General features: G+C 72.5%; 19 protein-coding genes. 16 read left to right on the forward strand and 3 right to left on the reverse strand.

Going from position 1 to position 18470, the window contains the following annotated elements:
• Positions 1-71: 71 nt before the first annotated feature.
• Positions 72-1775, reverse strand: coding sequence for a chitinase (locus tag AC2CJA_RS07655; RefSeq protein WP_484601907.1), 1704 nt, complete (start codon positions 1773-1775; stop codon positions 72-74).
• A gap of 454 nt (positions 1776-2229) precedes the next feature.
• Here AC2CJA_RS07655 and AC2CJA_RS07660 point away from each other — a divergent pair, with 454 nt between their 5' ends.
• From AC2CJA_RS07660 to AC2CJA_RS07715, 12 genes are all read left to right on the forward strand, one after another.
• Positions 2230-3111, forward strand: a complete 882-nt coding sequence (locus AC2CJA_RS07660) for a hypothetical protein (RefSeq protein WP_484601908.1) — start codon at positions 2230-2232, stop codon at positions 3109-3111.
• Positions 3112-3195: 84 nt separating this feature from the next.
• On the forward strand, positions 3196-3912 hold the full coding sequence (cpaB, locus tag AC2CJA_RS07665) for a Flp pilus assembly protein CpaB (protein ID WP_484601909.1): 717 nt from the start codon (positions 3196-3198) through the stop codon (positions 3910-3912).
• An 8-nt stretch (positions 3913-3920) separates the two neighbouring features.
• On the forward strand, positions 3921-5195 hold the full coding sequence (locus tag AC2CJA_RS07670) for a CpaE/TadZ family protein (protein ID WP_484601910.1): 1275 nt from the start codon (positions 3921-3923) through the stop codon (positions 5193-5195).
• 53 nt (positions 5196-5248) lie between these two features.
• Positions 5249-5641: a TadE/TadG family type IV pilus assembly protein gene (locus AC2CJA_RS07675; RefSeq protein WP_484601911.1), complete on the forward strand. Its 393-nt coding sequence runs from the start codon at positions 5249-5251 to the stop codon at positions 5639-5641.
• Positions 5638-6018, forward strand: a complete 381-nt coding sequence (locus AC2CJA_RS07680; protein ID WP_484601912.1) for a TadE/TadG family type IV pilus assembly protein — start codon at positions 5638-5640, stop codon at positions 6016-6018. Before AC2CJA_RS07675 ends, AC2CJA_RS07680 begins: the two co-directional genes overlap by 4 nt.
• 62 nt (positions 6019-6080) lie before the next feature.
• Entirely contained in the window at positions 6081-7418 is a 1338-nt protein-coding gene (locus tag AC2CJA_RS07685) for a TadA family conjugal transfer-associated ATPase (protein ID WP_484601913.1), read from the forward strand.
• Positions 7419-7441: 23 nt separating this feature from the next.
• Positions 7442-8380, forward strand: a complete 939-nt coding sequence (locus AC2CJA_RS07690; protein WP_484601914.1) for a type II secretion system F family protein — start codon at positions 7442-7444, stop codon at positions 8378-8380.
• A 13-nt stretch (positions 8381-8393) separates the two neighbouring features.
• Positions 8394-9281 (forward strand): DUF5936 domain-containing protein, encoded by an 888-nt coding sequence (locus tag AC2CJA_RS07695; protein ID WP_484601915.1) that lies wholly within the window; start codon positions 8394-8396, stop codon positions 9279-9281.
• A 607-nt stretch (positions 9282-9888) separates the two neighbouring features.
• The gene (locus tag AC2CJA_RS07700) at positions 9889-10122 is read left to right on the forward strand and encodes a hypothetical protein (protein WP_484601916.1); all 234 of its coding nucleotides are present in this window, start codon (positions 9889-9891) and stop codon (positions 10120-10122) included.
• Positions 10119-10784 carry a pilus assembly protein TadG-related protein gene (locus AC2CJA_RS07705; RefSeq protein WP_484601917.1) on the forward strand — a complete coding sequence of 222 codons (666 nt, stop codon included), beginning with the start codon at positions 10119-10121 and terminating at the stop codon, positions 10782-10784. The genes AC2CJA_RS07700 and AC2CJA_RS07705 overlap by 4 nt, the downstream gene beginning before the upstream one ends.
• Positions 10785-10813: 29 nt before the next feature.
• Positions 10814-11404, forward strand: coding sequence for a hypothetical protein (locus AC2CJA_RS07710; RefSeq protein WP_484601918.1), 591 nt, complete (start codon positions 10814-10816; stop codon positions 11402-11404).
• Between the two features lie 13 nt (positions 11405-11417).
• Positions 11418-12062, forward strand: coding sequence for an OmpA family protein (locus tag AC2CJA_RS07715; RefSeq protein ID WP_484601919.1), 645 nt, complete (start codon positions 11418-11420; stop codon positions 12060-12062).
• A gap of 66 nt (positions 12063-12128) precedes the next feature.
• Here AC2CJA_RS07715 and AC2CJA_RS07720 read toward each other — a convergent pair whose 3' ends face one another.
• A complete protein-coding gene (locus AC2CJA_RS07720) occupies positions 12129-12494 on the reverse strand; it encodes a DUF192 domain-containing protein (protein WP_484601920.1) in 366 nt (121 codons plus the stop codon).
• A 125-nt stretch (positions 12495-12619) separates the two neighbouring features.
• On the opposite strand from AC2CJA_RS07720, the gene AC2CJA_RS07725 reads away from it, so the two are divergent.
• Positions 12620-13354, forward strand: coding sequence for a prepilin peptidase (locus tag AC2CJA_RS07725; protein WP_484601921.1), 735 nt, complete (start codon positions 12620-12622; stop codon positions 13352-13354).
• 121 nt (positions 13355-13475) lie between these two features.
• Here the strand turns inward: AC2CJA_RS07725 and mgrA are convergent, their stop codons facing one another.
• Positions 13476-14519, reverse strand: a complete 1044-nt coding sequence (gene mgrA, locus AC2CJA_RS07730) for an L-glyceraldehyde 3-phosphate reductase (RefSeq protein WP_484601922.1) — start codon at positions 14517-14519, stop codon at positions 13476-13478.
• A 331-nt stretch (positions 14520-14850) separates the two neighbouring features.
• On the opposite strand from mgrA, the gene AC2CJA_RS07735 reads away from it, so the two are divergent.
• The 3 genes from AC2CJA_RS07735 (at position 14851) to AC2CJA_RS07745 (ending at position 18368) form a co-directional block, all read left to right on the forward strand.
• Complete coding sequence (locus AC2CJA_RS07735) at positions 14851-15648, forward strand: isoprenyl transferase (RefSeq protein ID WP_484601923.1); 798 nt, start codon at positions 14851-14853, stop codon at positions 15646-15648.
• A gap of 301 nt (positions 15649-15949) precedes the next feature.
• Entirely contained in the window at positions 15950-17284 is a 1335-nt protein-coding gene (phoH2, locus tag AC2CJA_RS07740) for an RNA 5'-3' helicase PhoH2 (protein ID WP_484601924.1), read from the forward strand.
• Between the two features lie 385 nt (positions 17285-17669).
• Entirely contained in the window at positions 17670-18368 is a 699-nt protein-coding gene (locus AC2CJA_RS07745; protein ID WP_484601925.1) for an aggregation-promoting factor C-terminal-like domain-containing protein, read from the forward strand.
• Positions 18369-18470: the final 102 nt, after the last annotated feature.

Below are 18470 nucleotides of genomic sequence, written 5' to 3' on the forward strand. Positions count from 1 at the left end.
CCCGCCCGGGCGCCCCCCCCCGCCCGCCCGGCCCGCCGCCCCCCCCCCCCGCCCCGGCGTTTCGCCGGTGCTTACGGCAGCGAGTGGACGTGCGGGCCGACGGCGTCCGACCACCGGTTGCCGTTGAGCGCGTCCCAGTTGGTGGACCAGGTCATCGCGCCGCGGATGCCCGGGTAGGTCCGCGCGGGCTTGAACGAGCCGCACCTCGTCCCCCTGGCCAGGCAGTCCAGGGCCGCGTTCACCACGGAGGGGTCCACGTAGCCGGAGCCCGCGCCGCGTGTGGAGGCGGGGGTGCCCAGACCGACCTGGGAGGGGTCGAGGCCGCCTTCGAGCTGGATGCAGGCGAGCGCGGTGAGGAAGTCCACCGAGCCCTGCGAGTACACCTTGTTGTCGCAGCCCAGCATCGAACCGCTGTTGTAGTACTGCATGTTGACGACCGTGAGGATGTCCTTCACGTTCAGCGCCAGCTTGAAGTACTCCGTGGACGTGGACTGCATGTCGATGGTCTGCGGGGCCATCGTGAGCACCATGGAGGGGCCGGCCTTCGCCGACAGCGAGCGCAGCGCCTGCGTCAGCCAGGTGGAGTTGATGCCGTGCTCCAGGTCGATGTCCACGCCGTCGAAGCCGTACTCCTGCATCAGCCGGTGGGCGCTGTCGGCGAAGCGCGCGGCGGAGGCGGAGTCGTTGACGATGACGTTGCCCTTCTCACCGCCCACCGAGATGATCACCTTCTTGCCGTCCGCCTGCTTGGCGGCGATGTCGTCCTTGAACTCCTGGACGGAGGAGTAGCCGAGCGCCGGGTCGAGGTTGAAGGTGATCTCGCCCGTCCTGGCCGTGGAGTCGGCGAAGGAGACGGCGATGATGTCGTACTGGTCCTGCACCTCGCGCAGCTTCTGCACCCGCGCGCCGTTGTCGAAGTTCTGCCAGTAGCCGGTGACGGCGTGCTTCGGCACGCCCGTGTCGGGGCCGCCGTCGCCGGTCCGGTCGGTGGTGGCGGTGACGGGGGCGGACTTGGCGGACTCGCCGGCGCCGTTGACGGCGCTGACGCGGAACTCGTAGGAGGTGGCGGCCGCCAGCGCGGTGACGGTGGCGGAGGTGCCCTGTACCGACAGTGCTCTGGTTCCGTCCCGGTAGACGGTGTAGCCGGTGGCGCCGTCGACGGCGTTCCAGTTCAGGGTGACCGAGGAGGAGGTGGTCGCGCCGACGGTGGGGGTGCCGGGTGCGGCCGGGGGCTGGGGGTCGGGGTCGCCGGGGTCGCCGCCGGGGCCGGTGAGGGCGACGTCGTCCACGTGGTAGGCGTTCTGGCCGTACCAGCCGTGGGTGTGGACGGTGACGGAGGTGGTGTGGGGGCCGGTGGTGAAGGAGGTGTTGAGCCGCTGCCAGCCGGAGGTGCCGGGGGTCCAGGTGGAGACGTCGGTGGTGCCGGTGCCGGATGCGCCGAGGTAGACGTAGGAGCCCTGTACCCAGGCGCTGAGTTCGTACCGGGAGTCGGGCTGGACGGTCACGGTCTGGGTGCACTTGGCGTGGTCGCTGCCGGCGGGGGTGGCCTTGAGCGCGGCGGTGCCGCCGTGGACGGGGGAGGAGACGGTCGTGCCGCTGCCGGCGGAGCAGGTCCAGCCGTTCAGGCCGGACTCGAAGCCGGCGTTGCGCACCAGATTCGGCTCGGCGGCCCCGGCGCTGCCCGAGAGTCCGCCGAACGCCATCGCTCCGACCGCGACCGCCCCCGCACCGAGCGCCGCGGTGATCCTGGTGCGGGCGCGTGCGGTGCGGCGCACGCCGGATGCCTCGCCTCTCCCGCCGTCCGTGGTGCCTCTTCGCGTCCTGCGTTCCACTACTGCCTCCGAGCGTTGGGGGTGAGCGCGCGTGGGGAGACGGTGGCCACCGTGCTGAGCCGGAAGAATGGTTCAGACCAATAAGGATGTCAAGGGGAGCGGCACCTTCGCGGCGCCCTCGCGGGCGCTGGAGCGTCCCCGCGGCGCGCGCGGCGCACGGCCGGGCCTCCGCGTCCACCCGTCTCGTCCGGGGAGCGCGAAGCGACCGGTTCGGCCGGTGACATGTCATCAATTACCCTGTTTGGCGGGGGAGCCGGCGATGGTTCCGCGACCATCGGTTTCCGGCAGGTGTTCTCTGCCGCTCGGGGCGCCGATAAGCTGCTGAGCCGGCAGGACCGCAGGACCCCGCAGGGCAGAGCATCACCGCAGGACAGTTCTTGGACAGGGGAACACCCACGTGCTCACCGCGATAGCCGTCACCAGCGCCGACCTGGTGCTCCCCCCGCCCGACGCGCACACGCCCACGGCGCACGTGCTGACACCGCCCGACCGGCAGCCCCTGGACGCGGCGGTCCACGAGACGCGCCTCCTCGTCGAACAGCACGGCTATCTCGTCGTCCTGTACCCCTCGTCCGCCCCCGCCGCCCTCGTCCGCAGACTGCACACCGTCCGCTCCGTGCTGGAGAGCGACCGCATCGCGCTGCTCGGTGTCGACCTGCCACCGCTGGGGACCGCCGTACTGGCCCGCCAGATAAGCCAGTTGTCCGTCTGCGACTTCAGCCCCGGGGTCCTGGGCGCGGCCGTCCGGCTGCTGGCGCACTACGTCCACGCGGGCGCCCTGCTGAACTCCGTCGCCCGGCTGGACCGGGTGCCCGTGTCCCTCACCGCGCACGCCAGGTCCTGGATGCCCGGCTCGCAGTTCGCCGTGCTCGCCGGCCCCGCTCCCCAGCTGGTCAGGGCCGGCGGCGAAGAGGTCCCCGCCGGGCCCGAGTTCGGCACGCAGCTCACCTTCGCCGCCGGCGGCCTCTCCCCCGACTGGGTGACCGGCACCCTCGCCCCGCGCTGGCGGGCGCGGGACGTACGGGAGGCGCCGCTGCCGGCCGAGTCGACGCGCTGGTGGGGGACGGGCCGGCTGGTCGAGTTCGCCGCGGCCATCTGGGACGTCTCCGTCCTGTACCGGCTCGTCGGCTCGGTACGGCGCGAGGAGTGCCACTGGTGCGGCCTGGAACTGATCGGGGACCGCTGCGCGTTCTGCTCCGCTCCCGTGCCGGCGGAGGAGCGCGGGGCCCTCCCGGCAGGCACCGCCCGTACGATCCCCGCGATCGGCGGGGCACGCTGAGGTGAACCGCAGCCGCCCGGAGGAGCCCGCCCGCCCCACGCGCCCCGCCCGCCAACGACGTCCCCGAACGAGGTGGCCGCAACCATGAACTCACGCCAGCGCCGCGGTGTCATCCTGTTGCTCCTGTCCGTCCTGTGCGCCCTGGGCGCCTTCGCGGGGGTGCTCTCGGTGATCAGCGACGTGGAGTCGAAGGTGGGCCCGGAGGTGACCGCGTACCGGATGGCGAAGGACGTGCCGGCCTACCGGGCGGTGGACGAGGGCGCGGTGGAGAAGGTCGCGATACCGGAGCGCTGGCTGCCCGGGACCGCGATCACCGATCTGCGCGACCTGGAGGGGAAGATCGCCGTCACCTCCCTGAAGGAGGGGTCGCTGCTCCAGTCCGACATGGTGGGCGACCGGCCCGAACTGCGGAAGGGGGAGCAGGAGATCGCCATCATGATCGACGCGGCGACCGGCGTGGCGGGCAAGATCCGCTCCGGCTCCCGGGTCAACATCTACGCCACCTTCCGCGGCTCGGACGGGGACGGCGACAACGCCCGGACCGCCGTCTCCAGGGTGATCGTCGACAACGCCCGCGTCATCGACGTCGGCAGTCTCACCCCCATCTCCCAGAGAGGCGAGCGCGGCGACGGCGACTCCGAGGCGGTGCCGATCACCTTCGCGCTGAGCACCGCGGACGCCCAGCGGGTGGCCTTCGCCGAGTCCTTCGCCGTCAACGTCCGGCTGGCCCTGGTGGCGCCGGGCGACGACACCGCCATCCCCGAGGACCAGCGCACCTACACCCTCGACGGGGACAGGTGAGGCGGCCGATGGTCATGCGCGTCCTTCCGGCCGTCGGCGACGCCGACGCCGCCCACTCCGTCACGGCGCTGCTGAGCCGGCTCCCCGACACCGAGGCCGCACCACCGGCCGGCGACTCCGCGTCGCTGCTGGACACCCTCGCGGCGCTCGCGGCCGAGTCGGTCGCGTCCCTGCCCGAGGTCGTCCTCGTCCACGAGCGCATCGGACCGCGGCCCGCGCTGGAACTCATCCGGGAGATCGCGCTGCGGTTCCCGGCGACCGGGGTGGTCCTGGCGACCGCTGACACCACCCCGGTGCTGTACTCGGCGGCCATGGACGCCGGCGCACGCGGCGTGGTCGGCCTGCCCATGTCGTACGAGGAGCTGGCCACCCGGGTGGGCGCCGCGGCGCAGTGGGCGGCGGGGGTGCGGCGGCACCTGGGCACCGGACCGGAGGCCGTGGCGGGAACCGGCGGCACCGTCGTCACCGTCACCGGCGCCAAGGGCGGGGTCGGCACCACACTCCTCGCCGTCCAGATGGCTCTCGCCGCCTGCGCCTCGGGCCGCTCCACCGCGCTGGTGGACATGGACCTCCAGGCGGGCGACATCGCCTCCTACCTCGACGTCCGGTTCCGCCGTTCGATCGCCGACCTCGCCGGCATCGCCGACCTCTCCCCGCGCGTCGTGCAGGAAGCCGTCTTCGCCCACCCCGCCGGACCGGCGCTGCTGCTCGCCCCGGCCGAGGGCGAACGCGGGGAGGAGGTCGACGACCGCGCCGCCCGGCGGATCACCGGCGCGCTGCGCTCGCGCCACGAGGTCGTGGTCGTCGACTGCGGCACGCACATGAACGGCGCCAACGCCGCCGCCGTGGAGATGGCGGACACCGCCGTCCTGGTCACCACTCCGGACGTCGTCGCCGTCCGGGCGGCCAAGCGCATGGTCCGGCTGTGGGAACGCCTGCAGGTCCGCAAGGCGGAGGAGACGGTGACGGTCGTCAACCGCCACAGCCGCAACGCGGAGATCCACCCGCAGCTCATCGCCCAGATCGTCCGCACCAAGGTCGCCCGGGGCACGGTCCCGGCGAACTTCAGGGAACTCCAGGCGGCCGTGGACTCCGGCCGGATGCAGGACCTCGACAGCCGCAGCACCGTCAAACAGGCGATGTGGGGGCTGGCCGGGGAACTGGGACTGGCCGGTAGCGACGGGACGGCCCCGGCGGGCAGGAGCCGCGGCGGAGGACAGCACGGCGACCGCGGCCTGGCCGGCCTCCGCCGCCGCCGGGGAGGCTCGGGCGGGCGCGCGTAGGAGCGGCGGCACACCAGTCGGACCGCACGGGCGGGACCGGGGAGGGACGGACGATGGGTGGTGTACGGGCACGGGGCGCCGCGGACGGCGGCGGCCGGGACCGGGGGCAGGTGACCGTCGAGTTCACGGGCACACTGCCGCTCATCCTGGTCGTCCTGGCCCTGATGTGGCAGTTCGTCCTGATCGGCTACACCTTCACCCTGGCCGGCAACGCGGCCGACGAGGGCGCCCGCGCGGCGGCCGTGGACGGGGACTGGGCGGGTGCGGCCCGGGAGGACCTGCCGGGCGCGTGGCGGGGATCGGCGCGGGTCGGCCGCGGCTCCCCGGCTCCCGGCATGGTCGAGGTCACGGTCGGGCTGAAGGTGCCGGTGCTCTTCCCCGGGGGAGCGAGCCTGCCCATGACGATCACCGGGAAGGCCGGAGCGGTGGAGGAGAGCCGGGAATGACGGGAACGAACCGCCGCCGCGCCGTGAGCCGCCGACCGCACTCCGACCGGGGCCAGGCCGCCCTGGAATTCGTCGGGTTCCTCCCGCTGCTGCTGCTGGTCGGCCTCGCCGCGATCCAGCTCGGCCTCGTGGCCTACGCCGCCCAGCAGGCCGGTACGGGAGCCCGCGCCGCCGCCCGCGCCGAGTCGGCCGAGGAGGTGGAGACGGGCGGCGAACGGGCCGGACGCGCGGCCGTCAGCGAATGGCTCGACGCCGACTTCGCGGTGCGGGTCTCGCGGGAGGAGGTGACCGCCACCGCGACCGTGGACGTCCCGTCGGTCCTCCCCGGCGTCGACCTCGGACCGGTGAGGAGGACGTCCACCATGCCGCGCGGCTGACGCGGCCGTGCCCGCACCGCCCGGCGTCCCGTACCACCCGCACGACCAGGAGGAGTTGGCACATGAGTCTGAGGGCGCGCATCAACGCTCCCGAGACAGCCGCCGACCGGCAGGAGGAGAGCCGTCTCGTCACGGTCTACCGGGCCAAACTGCTGGAGGAGATCGACCTCGCGGAGATGTCGGTGCTCGCCGCGGCCGAGCGCCGGGTGCGCCTGGAGCGGGTGCTGGGCCACATCATCAGCCGCGAGGGACCGGTGCTGTCCACCCAGGAGCGCGCCCTGCTCATCCGCCGCGTGGTGGACGAGGCGCTGGGGCTGGGCATCCTGGAACCGCTGCTGGAGGACGCCTCCATCACCGAGATCATGGTCAACGGCCCCGACCGGATCTTCGTCGAGCGGGCCGGACGCGTCGAACGCCTCCCGCTGCGCTTCGCCTCCGCCGAGCAGCTGATGCAGACCATCGAGCGCATCGTCTCCACCGTCAACCGCCGGGTCGACGAGTCCAACCCCATGGTCGACGCGCGCCTGCCCTCCGGCGAGCGCGTCAACGTCATCATCCCGCCGCTGTCGCTGTCCGGCCCCGCCCTCACCATCCGCCGCTTCCCCCGCGCCTACACCCTGCGCGAGATGATCGGCCTGGGCTCCCTCGACGAGCAGACGCTCGTGCTGCTGTCGGGCCTGGTGCGCGCCAGGTTCAACATCGTCGTCTCCGGCTCCACCGGCTCCGGCAAGACGACCCTGCTCAACGCCCTGTCCGGACTGATCCCCGACGGGGAGCGCGTCATCACCATCGAGGACGCCGCCGAACTCCAGCTCCAGCAGAGCCACGTCATCAGCCTGGAGAGCCGCCCGCCCAACGTCGAGGGCAAGGGCCAGGTCACCATCCGCGACCTGGTGCGCAACTCGCTGCGCATGCGCCCCGACCGGATCATCGTCGGCGAGGTCCGCGGCGGGGAGACCCTCGACATGCTCCAGGCGATGTCCACCGGGCACGACGGATCGCTTGCCACCGTCCACGCCAACACCGCCGAGGACGCCCTGACGCGACTGCAGACCCTCGCCTCCATGTCGGAGGTGAAGGTGCCCTTCGAGGCCCTGCGCGACCAGATCAACAGCGCCCTGGACGTCATCGTCCAGCTCGGCCGCTACCCCGACGGGACGCGCCGCGTCAGCGAGATCGCCGTGCTCGACTCGCGCGGCCGGGAGGAGTACCGCATCGCGACCGTGTGCCGCTTCGACCCCCTGCCCGTGGGGGCGGACGGCGCGGTGCGCGGCGTCTTCCGCCACCTGCCCCTGCCCCGCCGCGTAGCCGAACGCCTGCGTCTGAAGGGGGAGTCGGTCCCGCCCGCCTTCGGAGTGGCCCGGGACGACAGCCAGCTCCTCACCAGGGAAGCCGTCTAACCACCGAGGAAAGCCCATCCGACATGGACAATCTCGTGTTGCCGACGATCGGCGCCACACTGCTCGGCGGTGTGCTCGCGGTCGCGGGCGTGCAGGCCTACTCCTCCGGGAGGGCGCAGCACCGGGCACTGATCGACCGGCTCTCGCAGACCGGGCCGTCCGCGGGCGCCGGACGTCCCCGCAGGTTCGCCGGCATCGACCGGCGGCTGCGCGGGACCGGACTGGGCAGGAGGGGCGAGCTGAAGCTCGCCGCCACCGGCCTGGACCTGACACCGGGCGAGTTCCTCGTCTACATGACCGCGGTGGCGGCCGGGCTGTGGCTGCTGGCCTCCTCGGCCCTGGCGCCCTTCTTCGGGCCGATCGCCGGGTTCGTCGGCGTCTGGAGCGCCAACGCCTTCCTCAACTGGCACCGCACCAGGCGTATCGAGGCCTTCATCGGGCAACTCCCGGAGCTGTCGCGGGTCCTGGCCAACGCCACCCGCGCCGGGCTCGCCCTCCGCACCGCCCTGGGCATGGCCGCGGAGGAGATGGAGGCGCCGGCGGGCGAGGAACTCGCCAAGGTCGCCGCCCAGCTGGCGATCGGGCACTCCGTCGACGACGCGCTGAACGAGCTCGCCGAGCGGCTTCCCTCGCGCGAACTGGCCGTCCTGGTCACGACCCTGGTGCTCTCCAACCGGGCCGGTGGCACGGTCGTCAGCTCCCTGCAGAACCTCACCCGGACCCTGGAGGAGCGCAAGGAGACCAGGCGCGAGGTCCGCACCCAGCTCTCCCAGGTGAGCGTCACGGCCTACACCGTGCCCGCCATCGGCCTGGGCGCCATGCTGCTGATCAACGCCATCGAGCCCGGCGCCCTGGACCGGGTCACCGGGAGCCTGCCCGGACAGGTCGCGGTGGTCGTCTCGCTGGGGCTGTACGTCCTGGGGTTCGTCGCCATCCGCCGCATCTCCAAGATCGACGTCTGAGGGAGGAGAGGTCATGGGCCTGCTGCTCGCGCTCCTCCTGGGGCTCGGCGTGTACGGGATCTTCGCCGGTGTCCGCATGTACCGCAGCGAGACCGAGCTCCCGGAGGACCTGGCCGTCGCCCTGGAGGTCGGCTCCACACGCGCCGGCGCCGTCGGATCGGTCGTCGACCGGTTGGGCATGCGCTGGGCGCCGCTGGTGCTGCGCGTGATGGGACCGGCCCGCGTGGACCGCAAGCGCCGCCGGATCAGCATGGCCGGCAACCCGGGCGGTCTCACCATCGACCGCTACGCGGCCCGCCGCGCCGTCTACGGCTTCCTGGGGTTCTTCGGCGCGCTGGTGATGCTGGCCGACGGGCAGCCGGTCGCGGCCGTACTGCTGGCCGCCTTCGGGCTGCTGTGGGCCGAGGTGGGGCTGTGGGTGGCCGTCCGCCAGCGCCGTGAGGACATCGAGCGCGCCCTCCCCGACTTCCTGGACGTCCTCGCCGTCGTCGTCAGCGCCGGGCTCGGCTTCCGGCAGGCACTGGAGAGGGTGGCGGAGCGCTACGAGGGCCCCTGGGCGGACGAACTGCGCATCACACTGCGCCAGATGGACATGGGGGTCAGCCGCCGCCAGGCCTTCGACGAACTGCGCCGACGCAACGACTCCGAACAGGTCGCGATGTTCGTCAGCACGTTGCAGCAGGGCGAGGAGCTGGGCGCCCCGATCGTCGACACACTGATCGCCATAGCGAACGACATGCGGCGCGCCGACGCGCAGAACGCGCGGCGCCGGGCGGCCAGGGCGATTCCCAAGGCCACCATGATCGTCACCACCTTCATGGTGCCGGCCACCATCATCCTGATGGGTGCCGGACTACTGCTCGGCTCCGGAACCGACTTCGGCTCCATCATGGGTGACTAGTGCCGCGTCGGTCAGGGTTCACCCCGCTCGCTCGCCCTGGCACGCACGCTCGCCGCGTTGGCCGAAAGCCCGGGCAGGACAACTACACGCGGCTTCCGGCCGCCGGGCGATCGCCCGCGCCAGGGCGCCTCGCCACCGGGCAGACCCTGGCCGACGCGGCACTGGGCATGGCCGCCCGGCAGGCCGGCCTTCCGCCCGGGCGGGCGTCCCGGCGCGGGAACGCGGCCGGTCTCGAATACGCCACAATCCGCGGAGAGACTTCGCATCCGCAACTTGATGTGGCACAGTCAGAAATGACCCCGGGGCTTCCCGGGTGGAGACGTTCCGGGCCGGCGGCGGGAGGCGAAGCCGATGGAAGCGGAAGCGGTCGGCCGTCGCGCCCTCGGCGGTGGACGCCACGTCACATCCGGGCCGCGTGCGGGTGAACGGATGCGCGGAAAAGGGAGTTGGAACCGAGGATTCCGGGACGAGCCGGGTGAACCCGCGTACGTTTCTCGTGTCGCCGACAGAACCGGCCCCGTGCGGGCCGGTTACGGGGACGGCGTCAGAGGCACAGAATCGTATGTGCCGGCCGGCGGACGGCCGGCCGGACTCGGAGGGGAACACCGTGAGCGACAAACTGCTGAAGACCGCCGTCAGCGCCCAGACCCGCCTGCACGGCTGGCGGAACACCACGGCCGACGCCATGCGGCGCCGCTCGGACGAGGGGCAGTCCGCGGTGGAGTACATGGGCATCATCGTGGTGGTCGTGGCGATCATCGTCGTGCTGCTCAGCACCAACTTCGGGGACCGGATCGCCGCGGAGATCTCCAACCAGATCGACAGCATCACCTCCGGGTGACCAGGAGAGGAGCCGAGGCGGGGCAGGCCGCACCCGTCTACGTCACGGCGGTGGCGGGCCTGCTCTTCCTCGCGTTCGCGTACTTCGCGGTCGGGATGGCCTCCGCCGGCCGGAACGACGCCCAGGGCGCGGCGGACGCCGCCGCTCTGGCCGCGGCGCAGGACGCCAGGGACGGGATACGGGAGGACCTGCTGGACCTCTTCGATCCGGATGCCTGGGAGGACCTGCTCGACGGCGACCGGCCGGGCGACACGAACGGCCCCTGCGGCGAGGCGTCGGAGTTCGCGCGGAAGAACCGCGCCGAGACGGTCTCGTGCGAACCGGTTTCCTTCCCGGCGGGGTTCACGGTGGAGGTCAGGAACGCCAGGCCGGTCGGGGAGTCGCTGATCCCCGGCACCGAGAACCGGTACGCCGAGGCCGCAGCCACCGCCGTGATCGAACCCCGTTGCGGAGTCAGGGAGGCCGAGAGGGAACCGGAGGATCCCCCCGGGGAACCCGGGGACGGCGAGGGCGAGGAGAGGGAGGGCAGCGAGGAGGCGGAGAAGGAGCACGAGTTGGTCTGTGAGGGGATCGGCGGTCCCATCGAGATCGACCCCGACCGCCTCGCCGACCTCCTTCCCGACCCCGAGGATCTGTTCTCCGTCCGCCTGGCGGACCGGTGAGCGAACGACGAGCGGAGGAAACGCGATTCATGGGCACACGCGAGAACGGGAAGCTGTTGCGGACTGTTACCGCCGCAGCGATGACGGCGGCGATGGCTTTCACCCTGACCGCGTGCGGCGGGGGGGACGGGGCGCCGGACACCGGCTCGTCCTCGCAGCCGCCCGGCGAGGGGGGAGACATGGACGGGGAGGGTGTCCCGGATTCCGCCTCCGAGGACGGAGAGGTCATGGCTACGCTCAACGGGACGAACGGCGTGAACATCGCCGTGACCTCCGCGGTCCGCGACCAGGGGGGGTTCGTCACGGTCAAAGGGAAGATCGAGAACACCGGAGACCGGGCGTATCTCTTCGACCGTTGGTCGGCGGGAGACCAGGACTTCAGCGGTAAAGGTGCCTCGGTCGGCGGCATGACGCTCGTCGACAAGGAGGGGAAGAAGCGCTACTACATCCTCCGTGACACTGACAACAACTGTCTGTGCACGATGTTCCCCGGCGGTCTGGGAGCGGGCGAGACCGTCGATTTCTTCGCGCAGTTCCCCGCCCCGCCGGCCGAGACGACCGAGGTCGACCTGCAGGTGCCCACCATGAGCAGCGTGACCATCCGGATCACCGACAAATGAGGAGCGCGCAGCGATGACCGACAGACCGCGCTCCCTCGCGGTGCGGCGCACCGCGGCGGCGGGCGCCGCCGCCCTGCTGGTCGCTTCCGGCCTGACGGCGACGGCGGCGGGCGCCGCGTTCGCCGACCCCGGCCCCAGCGCGCCTCCCGACTTCGCGCCCTCCCCGCCGCCGCCGGTGGAGGTGGACCGGAACGCGCCCGGCCTGATGATGAAGGACGGGGGCACCCTCAAGGAGCCCAAGGTCCTCGACATCCGCTCCATCATCGAGGAGCAGAGCGGTGCGGAGCGGCGCGAGGACACCAACTCCCAGACCAAGTTCACGCTCCAGGCCGAGGTGCTCTTCGGCAAGGACAGCGCCCGGCTGAACGGCGAGGCGCACTCCCGGATCTCGGCCATCGCCGGGGAGATCGACGAGCAGGGCGCCGCGGAGGTCAACGTCTTCGGCTTCACCGACAACCTGGGCTCCTACGAGCACGGTATGGAGCTCTCCAAGAAGCGGGCGACCGCCGTCCACCGGCAGCTGGTGAAGGAGCTCGCCTCCGACGTCACCTTCAACATCCGCGGCTACAGCGAGGACTACCCGATCGCCGACAACTCCACGGAGGAGGGCCGCAAGAAGAACCGCCGAGTCGAGGTCTCCTTCCCGCGCGACGACTGATCCGCGGCAAGCGGCGCGCGGCGTCCGGACCCGCCCCGGCGGTCATGTCCCCTGCGGTTTCGGCCCTCACGCCGTGTCCGGCAGGACCGCCGTGACCCGCACCCCCGGCCGCAGCCCCCAGCGGGCCATGGCGCCCGCCTCCGCCTCCAGTACGTGGCGGGCACGCGGCCGCGGGAGACCGAGGCGGCCGGGCCGCATCGTCCGTACGGCCAGTACGTTCAGCCGGCGGTCGAGGTAGGCCACGTCGATCGCGAACCGCATCCCGAAGGTGTGCACGCTGTTAGCGGGAGTCAGCAGGATCGCCCCGTCGATGCCGTCGCGCCCCAGCAGGCCGCGTACGCGTGCGCGGTGGGACGCGGCCGTCTCAAGCGGCACGCCGGCCGCGCCGCCCCCGACGCTCAGAGTTCCCGCCCCGTCCCGCCAGCGCCCCATACCACCGCCTCCCCGGCGCCGTTCTACCAGAGGGACGGCACCGGTGAGGCGGTGGCGTGGTCCGTCCACAGACTCTCTGTCCACAGGACCGTGCCCGCCCGGCCCGTCCGCCGTACGCTCACCGAGTGCGCCTCGCCCTGATCGTCCTCGCCGCCGTCCACGGCACCACCGCCGGGCTGCTCGTGCCGCGTGCCGCCTACCGTCTCGCAGTGGAGGCGGGGACGCCGTGGCGTGCGCACTGCCCCGCCGGGCACAGCCTGCCGGGATGGCTCGGGCCCGCCAGGTGCGGGGAGTGCGGAAACGGGCGGGAGGGGCTGTACGGGCCGGGTGCCGCGTCGACGGCCGCCGTCACGGCGGTGGTGTGCGCACTGGTGGCCGCGGCCGTCGGGGGGCGGCCGGAGCTGGGCGTGTGGCTGCTGCTGGCGCCGTGCGCGGTGCTGCTGGCGATCGTGGACCGCAGGGTCCACCGGCTGCCGGACGTGGTGACCCTGCCGCTCGCCGTGTGCGGCGCCGTCCTGCTCGGGATAGCGGCACTGCTGCCCGGGGCGGGCGGCAGCTGGGCGCGCGCCCTGCTGGGCGGGGCGGTGCTGGGCGGGGTGTATCTGGTGCTGTTCCTGGTCAACCCGCGTGGCATGGGCCTCGGGGACGTCAAGCTGGCGGTCCCGGTGGGGGTAGCCCTTGGGTGGTACGGCTGGGGCGTGCTCCTGGGCGGAGCGTTCGCGGGCTTCCTGTTCGGGGCGGTCTACGGGATGTCGCTGCTCCTGGCCCGGCGGGCGAGCCGCGAGGCGGCCATACCGTTCGGCCCGTTCATGGTGGCGGGGGCCTTCGTGGGCCTGCTGGCGGGAGGGCTGACCGTGTGAACCGGGCCGCGGCTGCGCGCGGTGGGGCACGGCAGGGGATATGGTGGAAGCCCCCCCTCGGGCCGGTCCGTATCCCCCCCCACGGACCGGCCCGCTTCGCGCCCCCGCCCCCGTGCCGTCTTCAGCTCTCGCTGCTGAGGGCCCAGATGTTCGCGCCGGGCGCCGAGACGGCGTAGGTGTCGATCTCCGCCAGCTCCTCGTCGGTCAGCCCCGGACTCCGCAGCGCCGCCACGTTCGCCTCCAGCTGCGCCACGCTGCTCGCGCCGGTCAGCGCCGACGTCATCCGCGGGTCACGCAGCACCCAGCTCAGTGCCAGCTGGGCCAGGGTCTGCCCGCGCCGCTCGGCGATGGCGGACAGGGCGCGCAGCCGCCCGACGACCTCCTCGGTCAGCAGGCCGGGGTCGAGGGAGGTGCCCCGGGCCGCGCGGGAGTCCTCCGGGACGCCGCCCAGGTACTTGTCGGTGAGCAGCCCCTGTGCCAGTGGGGCGAAGCAGATGCAGCCCATGCCCTCCGCCTCCAGGGCGTCCAGCAGATGGTCGTCCTCCGTCCAGCGGTTGACCATGGAGTAGGACGGCTGGTGGATCAGCGGCCGCACCCCCATCTCGCGCAGGATCCGCGCCGCCTCGCGGGTGCGCCGTGCGCTGTAGGAGGAGACGCCCACGTGGAGCGCCTTGCCCTGGTGGACGGCGGACGCCAGTGCGCCCATCGTCTCCTCCAGGGGCGTGTCGGGGTCGTAGCGGTGCGAGTAGAAGATGTCGACGTACTCCAGGCCCGTGCGCCTCAGCGAGGCGTCCAGGGAGGACAGCAGGTACTTGCGCGAACCCCACTCGCCGTACGGCCCGGGGTGCATCAGGTAGCCGGCCTTGGTGGAGATCACCAGTTCGTCGCGGTGGGGGCGGAAGTCCCGGGCGAGCAGGCGGCCGAAGTTGGCCTCGGCCGCGCCGGGGGGCGGACCGTAGTTGTTGGCCAGGTCGAAGTGGGTGACGCCCAGGTCGAAGGCGCGGCGCAGGATCGCCCGCTGGGTCTGGAGCGGCCGGTCGTCCCCGAAGTTGTGCCACAGGCCCAGGGAGATCTCCGGGAGCAGCAGTCCGCTGCGACCGGCACGGCGGTAGCGCATGGTGTCGTAGCGGGAGCCGTTCGGGTGATACGGGGATGCGTCGTTCATGGGTTCCTGCCTATCACTGTCTTATCGCCGTTCTGTGACATTCCCGGCTCGTGCGGCCGTACGGCGGAGCAGTAAGGTGCTGAGGACCTGTCCGTCCCGGTCTTCGCGGCCCGCCCCGGCCCGGGCTCCGCACGGGGCCACGGCACCGCGCGGGTACGGTCGGCGCGAACCGCGGTCCCCCCGCTTCCCACTCCCGGGCCCGTCCGGGCGAAAGCGCCTTCGGCGGGGCGGAGCCGGGGGAGGGGGCGCGGGGTGCCGCGGGCCGACCCGCGAAGACGCGACCGGACAGGACCCGGCGCTCGGGACCTGCATGGAGGGGCTGAACAAACCGATGCTGCAATCTTCCCGGGGACGCACCCGGTATCCCCGGTGGCTGCGCCGCCTGGTCTACAGGCTCTACGCCCACCGGGTGGAAGGGCGTCTCGACCACGAGCAGGTGCCCAAGCACATCGGCGTCATCCTCGACGGCAACCGCCGCTGGGCGCGGGCCTCCGGCGGCACGACCGAGCAGGGCCACCAGGCGGGGGCCGAGAAGATCCGCGAGATGCTGGGCTGGTGCGCCGAGACGGACGTCGAGGTGGTCACCCTGTGGCTGCTGTCCACCGACAACCTCAGCCGGCCGGCCGGGGAGCTGAAGCCGCTGCTGGGCATCATCGAGGACGCGGTGCGCGACCTGGCCTCGGACGGCCGCTGGCGGGTGCACCACGTCGGCACGCCGGACCTGCTGCCCGGCCACACCCAGCGTGTGCTGAAGGAGGCCGAGGAGAGCACCCGGGGCAACCGGGGCATCCTGGTCAACGTCGCCGTCGGCTACGGCGGCCGGCAGGAGATCGTGGACGCGGTGCGCTCCCTGCTCGCCGACCGTGCCGCGCGGGGCGCGACCCTGGAGGAGCTCGCGGAGGAGCTCGCCCTGGAGGACATCGCCGAGCACCTGTACACGCGCGGGCAGCCCGACCCGGACCTGGTGATCCGCACCAGCGGCGAGCAGCGGCTGTCGGGCTTCATGCTCTGGCAGAGCGCCCACTCCGAGTACTACTTCTGCGATGTGTTCTGGCCCGCTTTCCGGAAGGTGGACTTCCTGCGAGCCCTGCGCGACTACGCGGCTCGCCACCGCCGCTACGGATCCTGACGGACGCGCTCCCGGCGGCGGCCGGTGTCCCTCTTCCGGGGGACACCGGCCGTTCATCGCACCGTAGGCATATGCCGGGGCATGGCGGCGGCCCCGGCAGGGAATATCCCCTTCAGGCCGGCTCCCGGCGCAGGGAGGCGGCCCCGGGAGGCCCCTTGCACACCACGGACGACCGTGCGGGCAGACGCACGCGAGGACGCGGCGGAGGGCCGGCGCCCGGCCCGCGCACGGGACCGGAGCCCGGCCTCATCCCCCGCGACGCCGTCGCACCCCGACCTCTTCCGAGGGGGTAGGTCCATCCGTGGTGACCAGCACCAAGCGCCGGGAAGACCGGCGCACCTACGTCATCGACACCAGCGTCCTGCTCGCCGACCCGGCGGCCGTGACCCGCTTCGACGAGCACGAGGTCGTGCTCCCGGTGGTCGTGGTCACGGAGCTGGAGGCCAAGCGCCACCATCCGGAGCTGGGCTACTTCGCCCGCCAGGCCCTCAGACGGCTGGACGAGTACCGCGTGCTGCACGGGCGGCTGGACGCTCCGATCCCGATCGGCGAGCTGGGCGGCACGCTCAGGGTCGAGCTCAACCACTCGGATCCGGCCGTGCTCCCCGCCACCATGCGCGGCGACCACGGCAGGCCGCTCGACAACGACTCGCGCATCCTGGCGGTGGCCAGGAACCTCCAGGCCGAGGGGTACGACGTCACGGTCGTCTCCAAGGACCTGCCGCTGCGCATCAAGGCATCCTCCGTCGGTCTGCTGGCCGAGGAGTACCGGGCCGAACTGGCCGTCACCGAGTCCGGCTGGACGGGGGTGACGGAGCTGGCCCTGGTGGCCGAGGACGTGGACGAGCTGTTCGCCGCGGAGAGCGTGTACGTGCCCGAGGCGGCCGAACTGCCGGTGCACACCGGCCTGGTCCTGCAGTCCGAGCGCGGCAGTGCGCTGGGCCGGGTCACGCCCGAGGGGCGGGTCAGGCTGGTGCGCGGGGACCGTGAGGCGTTCGGCATCCACGGGCGCAGCGCCGAGCAGCGCATCGCGCTGGACCTGCTGCTCGACCCGGAGGTCGGCATCGTCTCGATGGGCGGCCGGGCCGGCACCGGCAAGTCCGCGCTGGCGCTCTGCGCCGGGCTGGAGGCCGTGCTGGAGAGGCGGCAGCACGGCAAGGTGATGGTGTTCCGGCCGCTGTACGCGGTCGGCGGCCAGGACCTGGGCTATCTGCCGGGCACCGCCGACGAGAAGATGAACCCCTGGGCGCAGGCGGTCTTCGACACCCTCTCGGCGGTGACGACACGTGAGGTGGTCGAGGAGATCACGGCCCGCGGCATGCTGGAGGTGCTGCCGCTCACGCACATCCGCGGCCGTTCCCTGCACGACGCCTTCGTGATCGTCGACGAGGCCCAGTCGCTGGAGCGGAACGTGCTGCTGACGGTCCTCTCCAGGATCGGGCAGGATTCGCGGGTCGTCCTCACCCACGACGTCGCCCAGCGCGACAACCTGCGCGTGGGGCGGTACGACGGGGTGGCCGCGGTGGTCGAACGGCTCAAGGGGCACCCGCTCTTCGCGCACATCACCCTCAACCGGTCCGAACGGTCGCCGATCGCGGCGCTGGTGACCGAGATGCTGGAGGACGGCCGGATCTGACCCGGTCGGTGAACAGTCCCGTGCGGCGAAGCCCGGCAGCATAGCCGTGCGGGGCTTTTCGCGCCCCCTTTTCCGCTCAACCGGTGCGCGAAACGGAATGTGAGCTTTCCCACGTGTCACGGAATTGCATCCACCGTTCCGCCTCCGGCAGTGTGTGGGTCCTGTCAGGCCCCGCATACGGCACTCAGGCACCATCCGCACCGATCGGTGCGGCTCCACAAGTCAACAGCAGCGCGCCGTATGCCGCCCGAAGCGCCACGAGGCCCTCCTCTTCGGGGGTCCGGCCGGGCCAGCGCCTCCCGTGGCCAGTACGTGGGGAGGCCCGTGCCAGGGGCACGATCGCGCCCGCGAGGTCACCTGAGCGGGCAGTGTGGAAGGAAACCGTGTGACTCGGATCTCGGTCCGGGGGTTCGCAGTGGCGTCCGCCACCGCGGTCACCACCGTCGGCGCCGTCGTCGGTGTGGCCTCGGGCAGTGAGCAGGGAACGGCCGAACCGGTCGAGGCCACTGCCGCTGACGCGACGCTCCTCGCCGACATACCCGCAGGCCAGCAGGCCCAGACCGCTTCCCTCACACAGCAGGCGGACAACGCCGTCGCGGCGGCCGACGCCGAGGCGAAGAAGGCCGCCGAGGAGGCGGCCCGCAAGCAGGCAGCCAAGGACGCCCAGGCCAAGAGGGAGGCGGCGGAGAAGGCCGCCAAGGCCGCCGAGGAGGCGAAGAAGCGGGAGGAGGCCAAGCAGCAGGCCGCCAGCCGCTCCGCGGAGCGCGCCGACTTCGCGGTGCAGAGCTCCTACACCGTCGCCCAGGTCAAGGCGATGGCCCAGCAGATCGTGGGCGCGGGCCAGTTCCAGTGCTTCTCCAGCATCGTCGAGCGCGAGAGCGGCTGGAACTACAAGGCCCAGAACCCGTCCTCCGGCGCGTACGGCCTCGTCCAGGCGCTGCCCGGCTCCAAGATGGCCTCGGCCGGAGCCGACTGGCAGACCAACCCGGCCACGCAGATCAAGTGGGGCGTGAACTACATGAACGACCGCTACGGCAGTCCCTGCGGCGCCTGGGAGTTCTGGCAGGCCAACCACTGGTACTGAGCCTCCGCGCCGAGCCGCTCCCGCGGCCGCCCCGGTTCCCCCTCCAAGCCCCCTGCCCGCCGGCGGGGGGTTTGGCATGTCTGCCGGGGAGCAACCCTTTAC

This window comes from Streptomyces sp. ATLC9, assembly GCF_057196705.1.

Bases quoted from the DNA above. Each gene is read 5' to 3' on its own strand.
- AC2CJA_RS07720 (WP_484601920.1), bottom strand. From the start codon at position 12,494: ATGGGGCGCTGGCGGGACGGGGCGGGAACTCTGAGCGTCGGGGGCGGC.
- AC2CJA_RS07680 (WP_484601912.1), top strand. From the start codon at position 5,638: ATGACGGGAACGAACCGCCGCCGCGCCGTGAGCCGCCGACCGCACTCC.
- AC2CJA_RS07715 (WP_484601919.1), top strand. From the start codon at position 11,418: ATGACCGACAGACCGCGCTCCCTCGCGGTGCGGCGCACCGCGGCGGCG.
- AC2CJA_RS07685 (WP_484601913.1), top strand. From the start codon at position 6,081: ATGAGTCTGAGGGCGCGCATCAACGCTCCCGAGACAGCCGCCGACCGG.
- AC2CJA_RS07690 (WP_484601914.1), top strand. From the start codon at position 7,442: ATGGACAATCTCGTGTTGCCGACGATCGGCGCCACACTGCTCGGCGGT.
- AC2CJA_RS07670 (WP_484601910.1), top strand. From the start codon at position 3,921: ATGGTCATGCGCGTCCTTCCGGCCGTCGGCGACGCCGACGCCGCCCAC.
- AC2CJA_RS07695 (WP_484601915.1), top strand. From the start codon at position 8,394: ATGGGCCTGCTGCTCGCGCTCCTCCTGGGGCTCGGCGTGTACGGGATC.
- AC2CJA_RS07675 (WP_484601911.1), top strand. From the start codon at position 5,249: ATGGGTGGTGTACGGGCACGGGGCGCCGCGGACGGCGGCGGCCGGGAC.
- AC2CJA_RS07735 (WP_484601923.1), top strand. From the start codon at position 14,851: ATGCTGCAATCTTCCCGGGGACGCACCCGGTATCCCCGGTGGCTGCGC.
- AC2CJA_RS07710 (WP_484601918.1), top strand. From the start codon at position 10,814: ATGGGCACACGCGAGAACGGGAAGCTGTTGCGGACTGTTACCGCCGCA.
- mgrA (WP_484601922.1), bottom strand. From the start codon at position 14,519: ATGAACGACGCATCCCCGTATCACCCGAACGGCTCCCGCTACGACACC.
- cpaB (WP_484601909.1), top strand. From the start codon at position 3,196: ATGAACTCACGCCAGCGCCGCGGTGTCATCCTGTTGCTCCTGTCCGTC.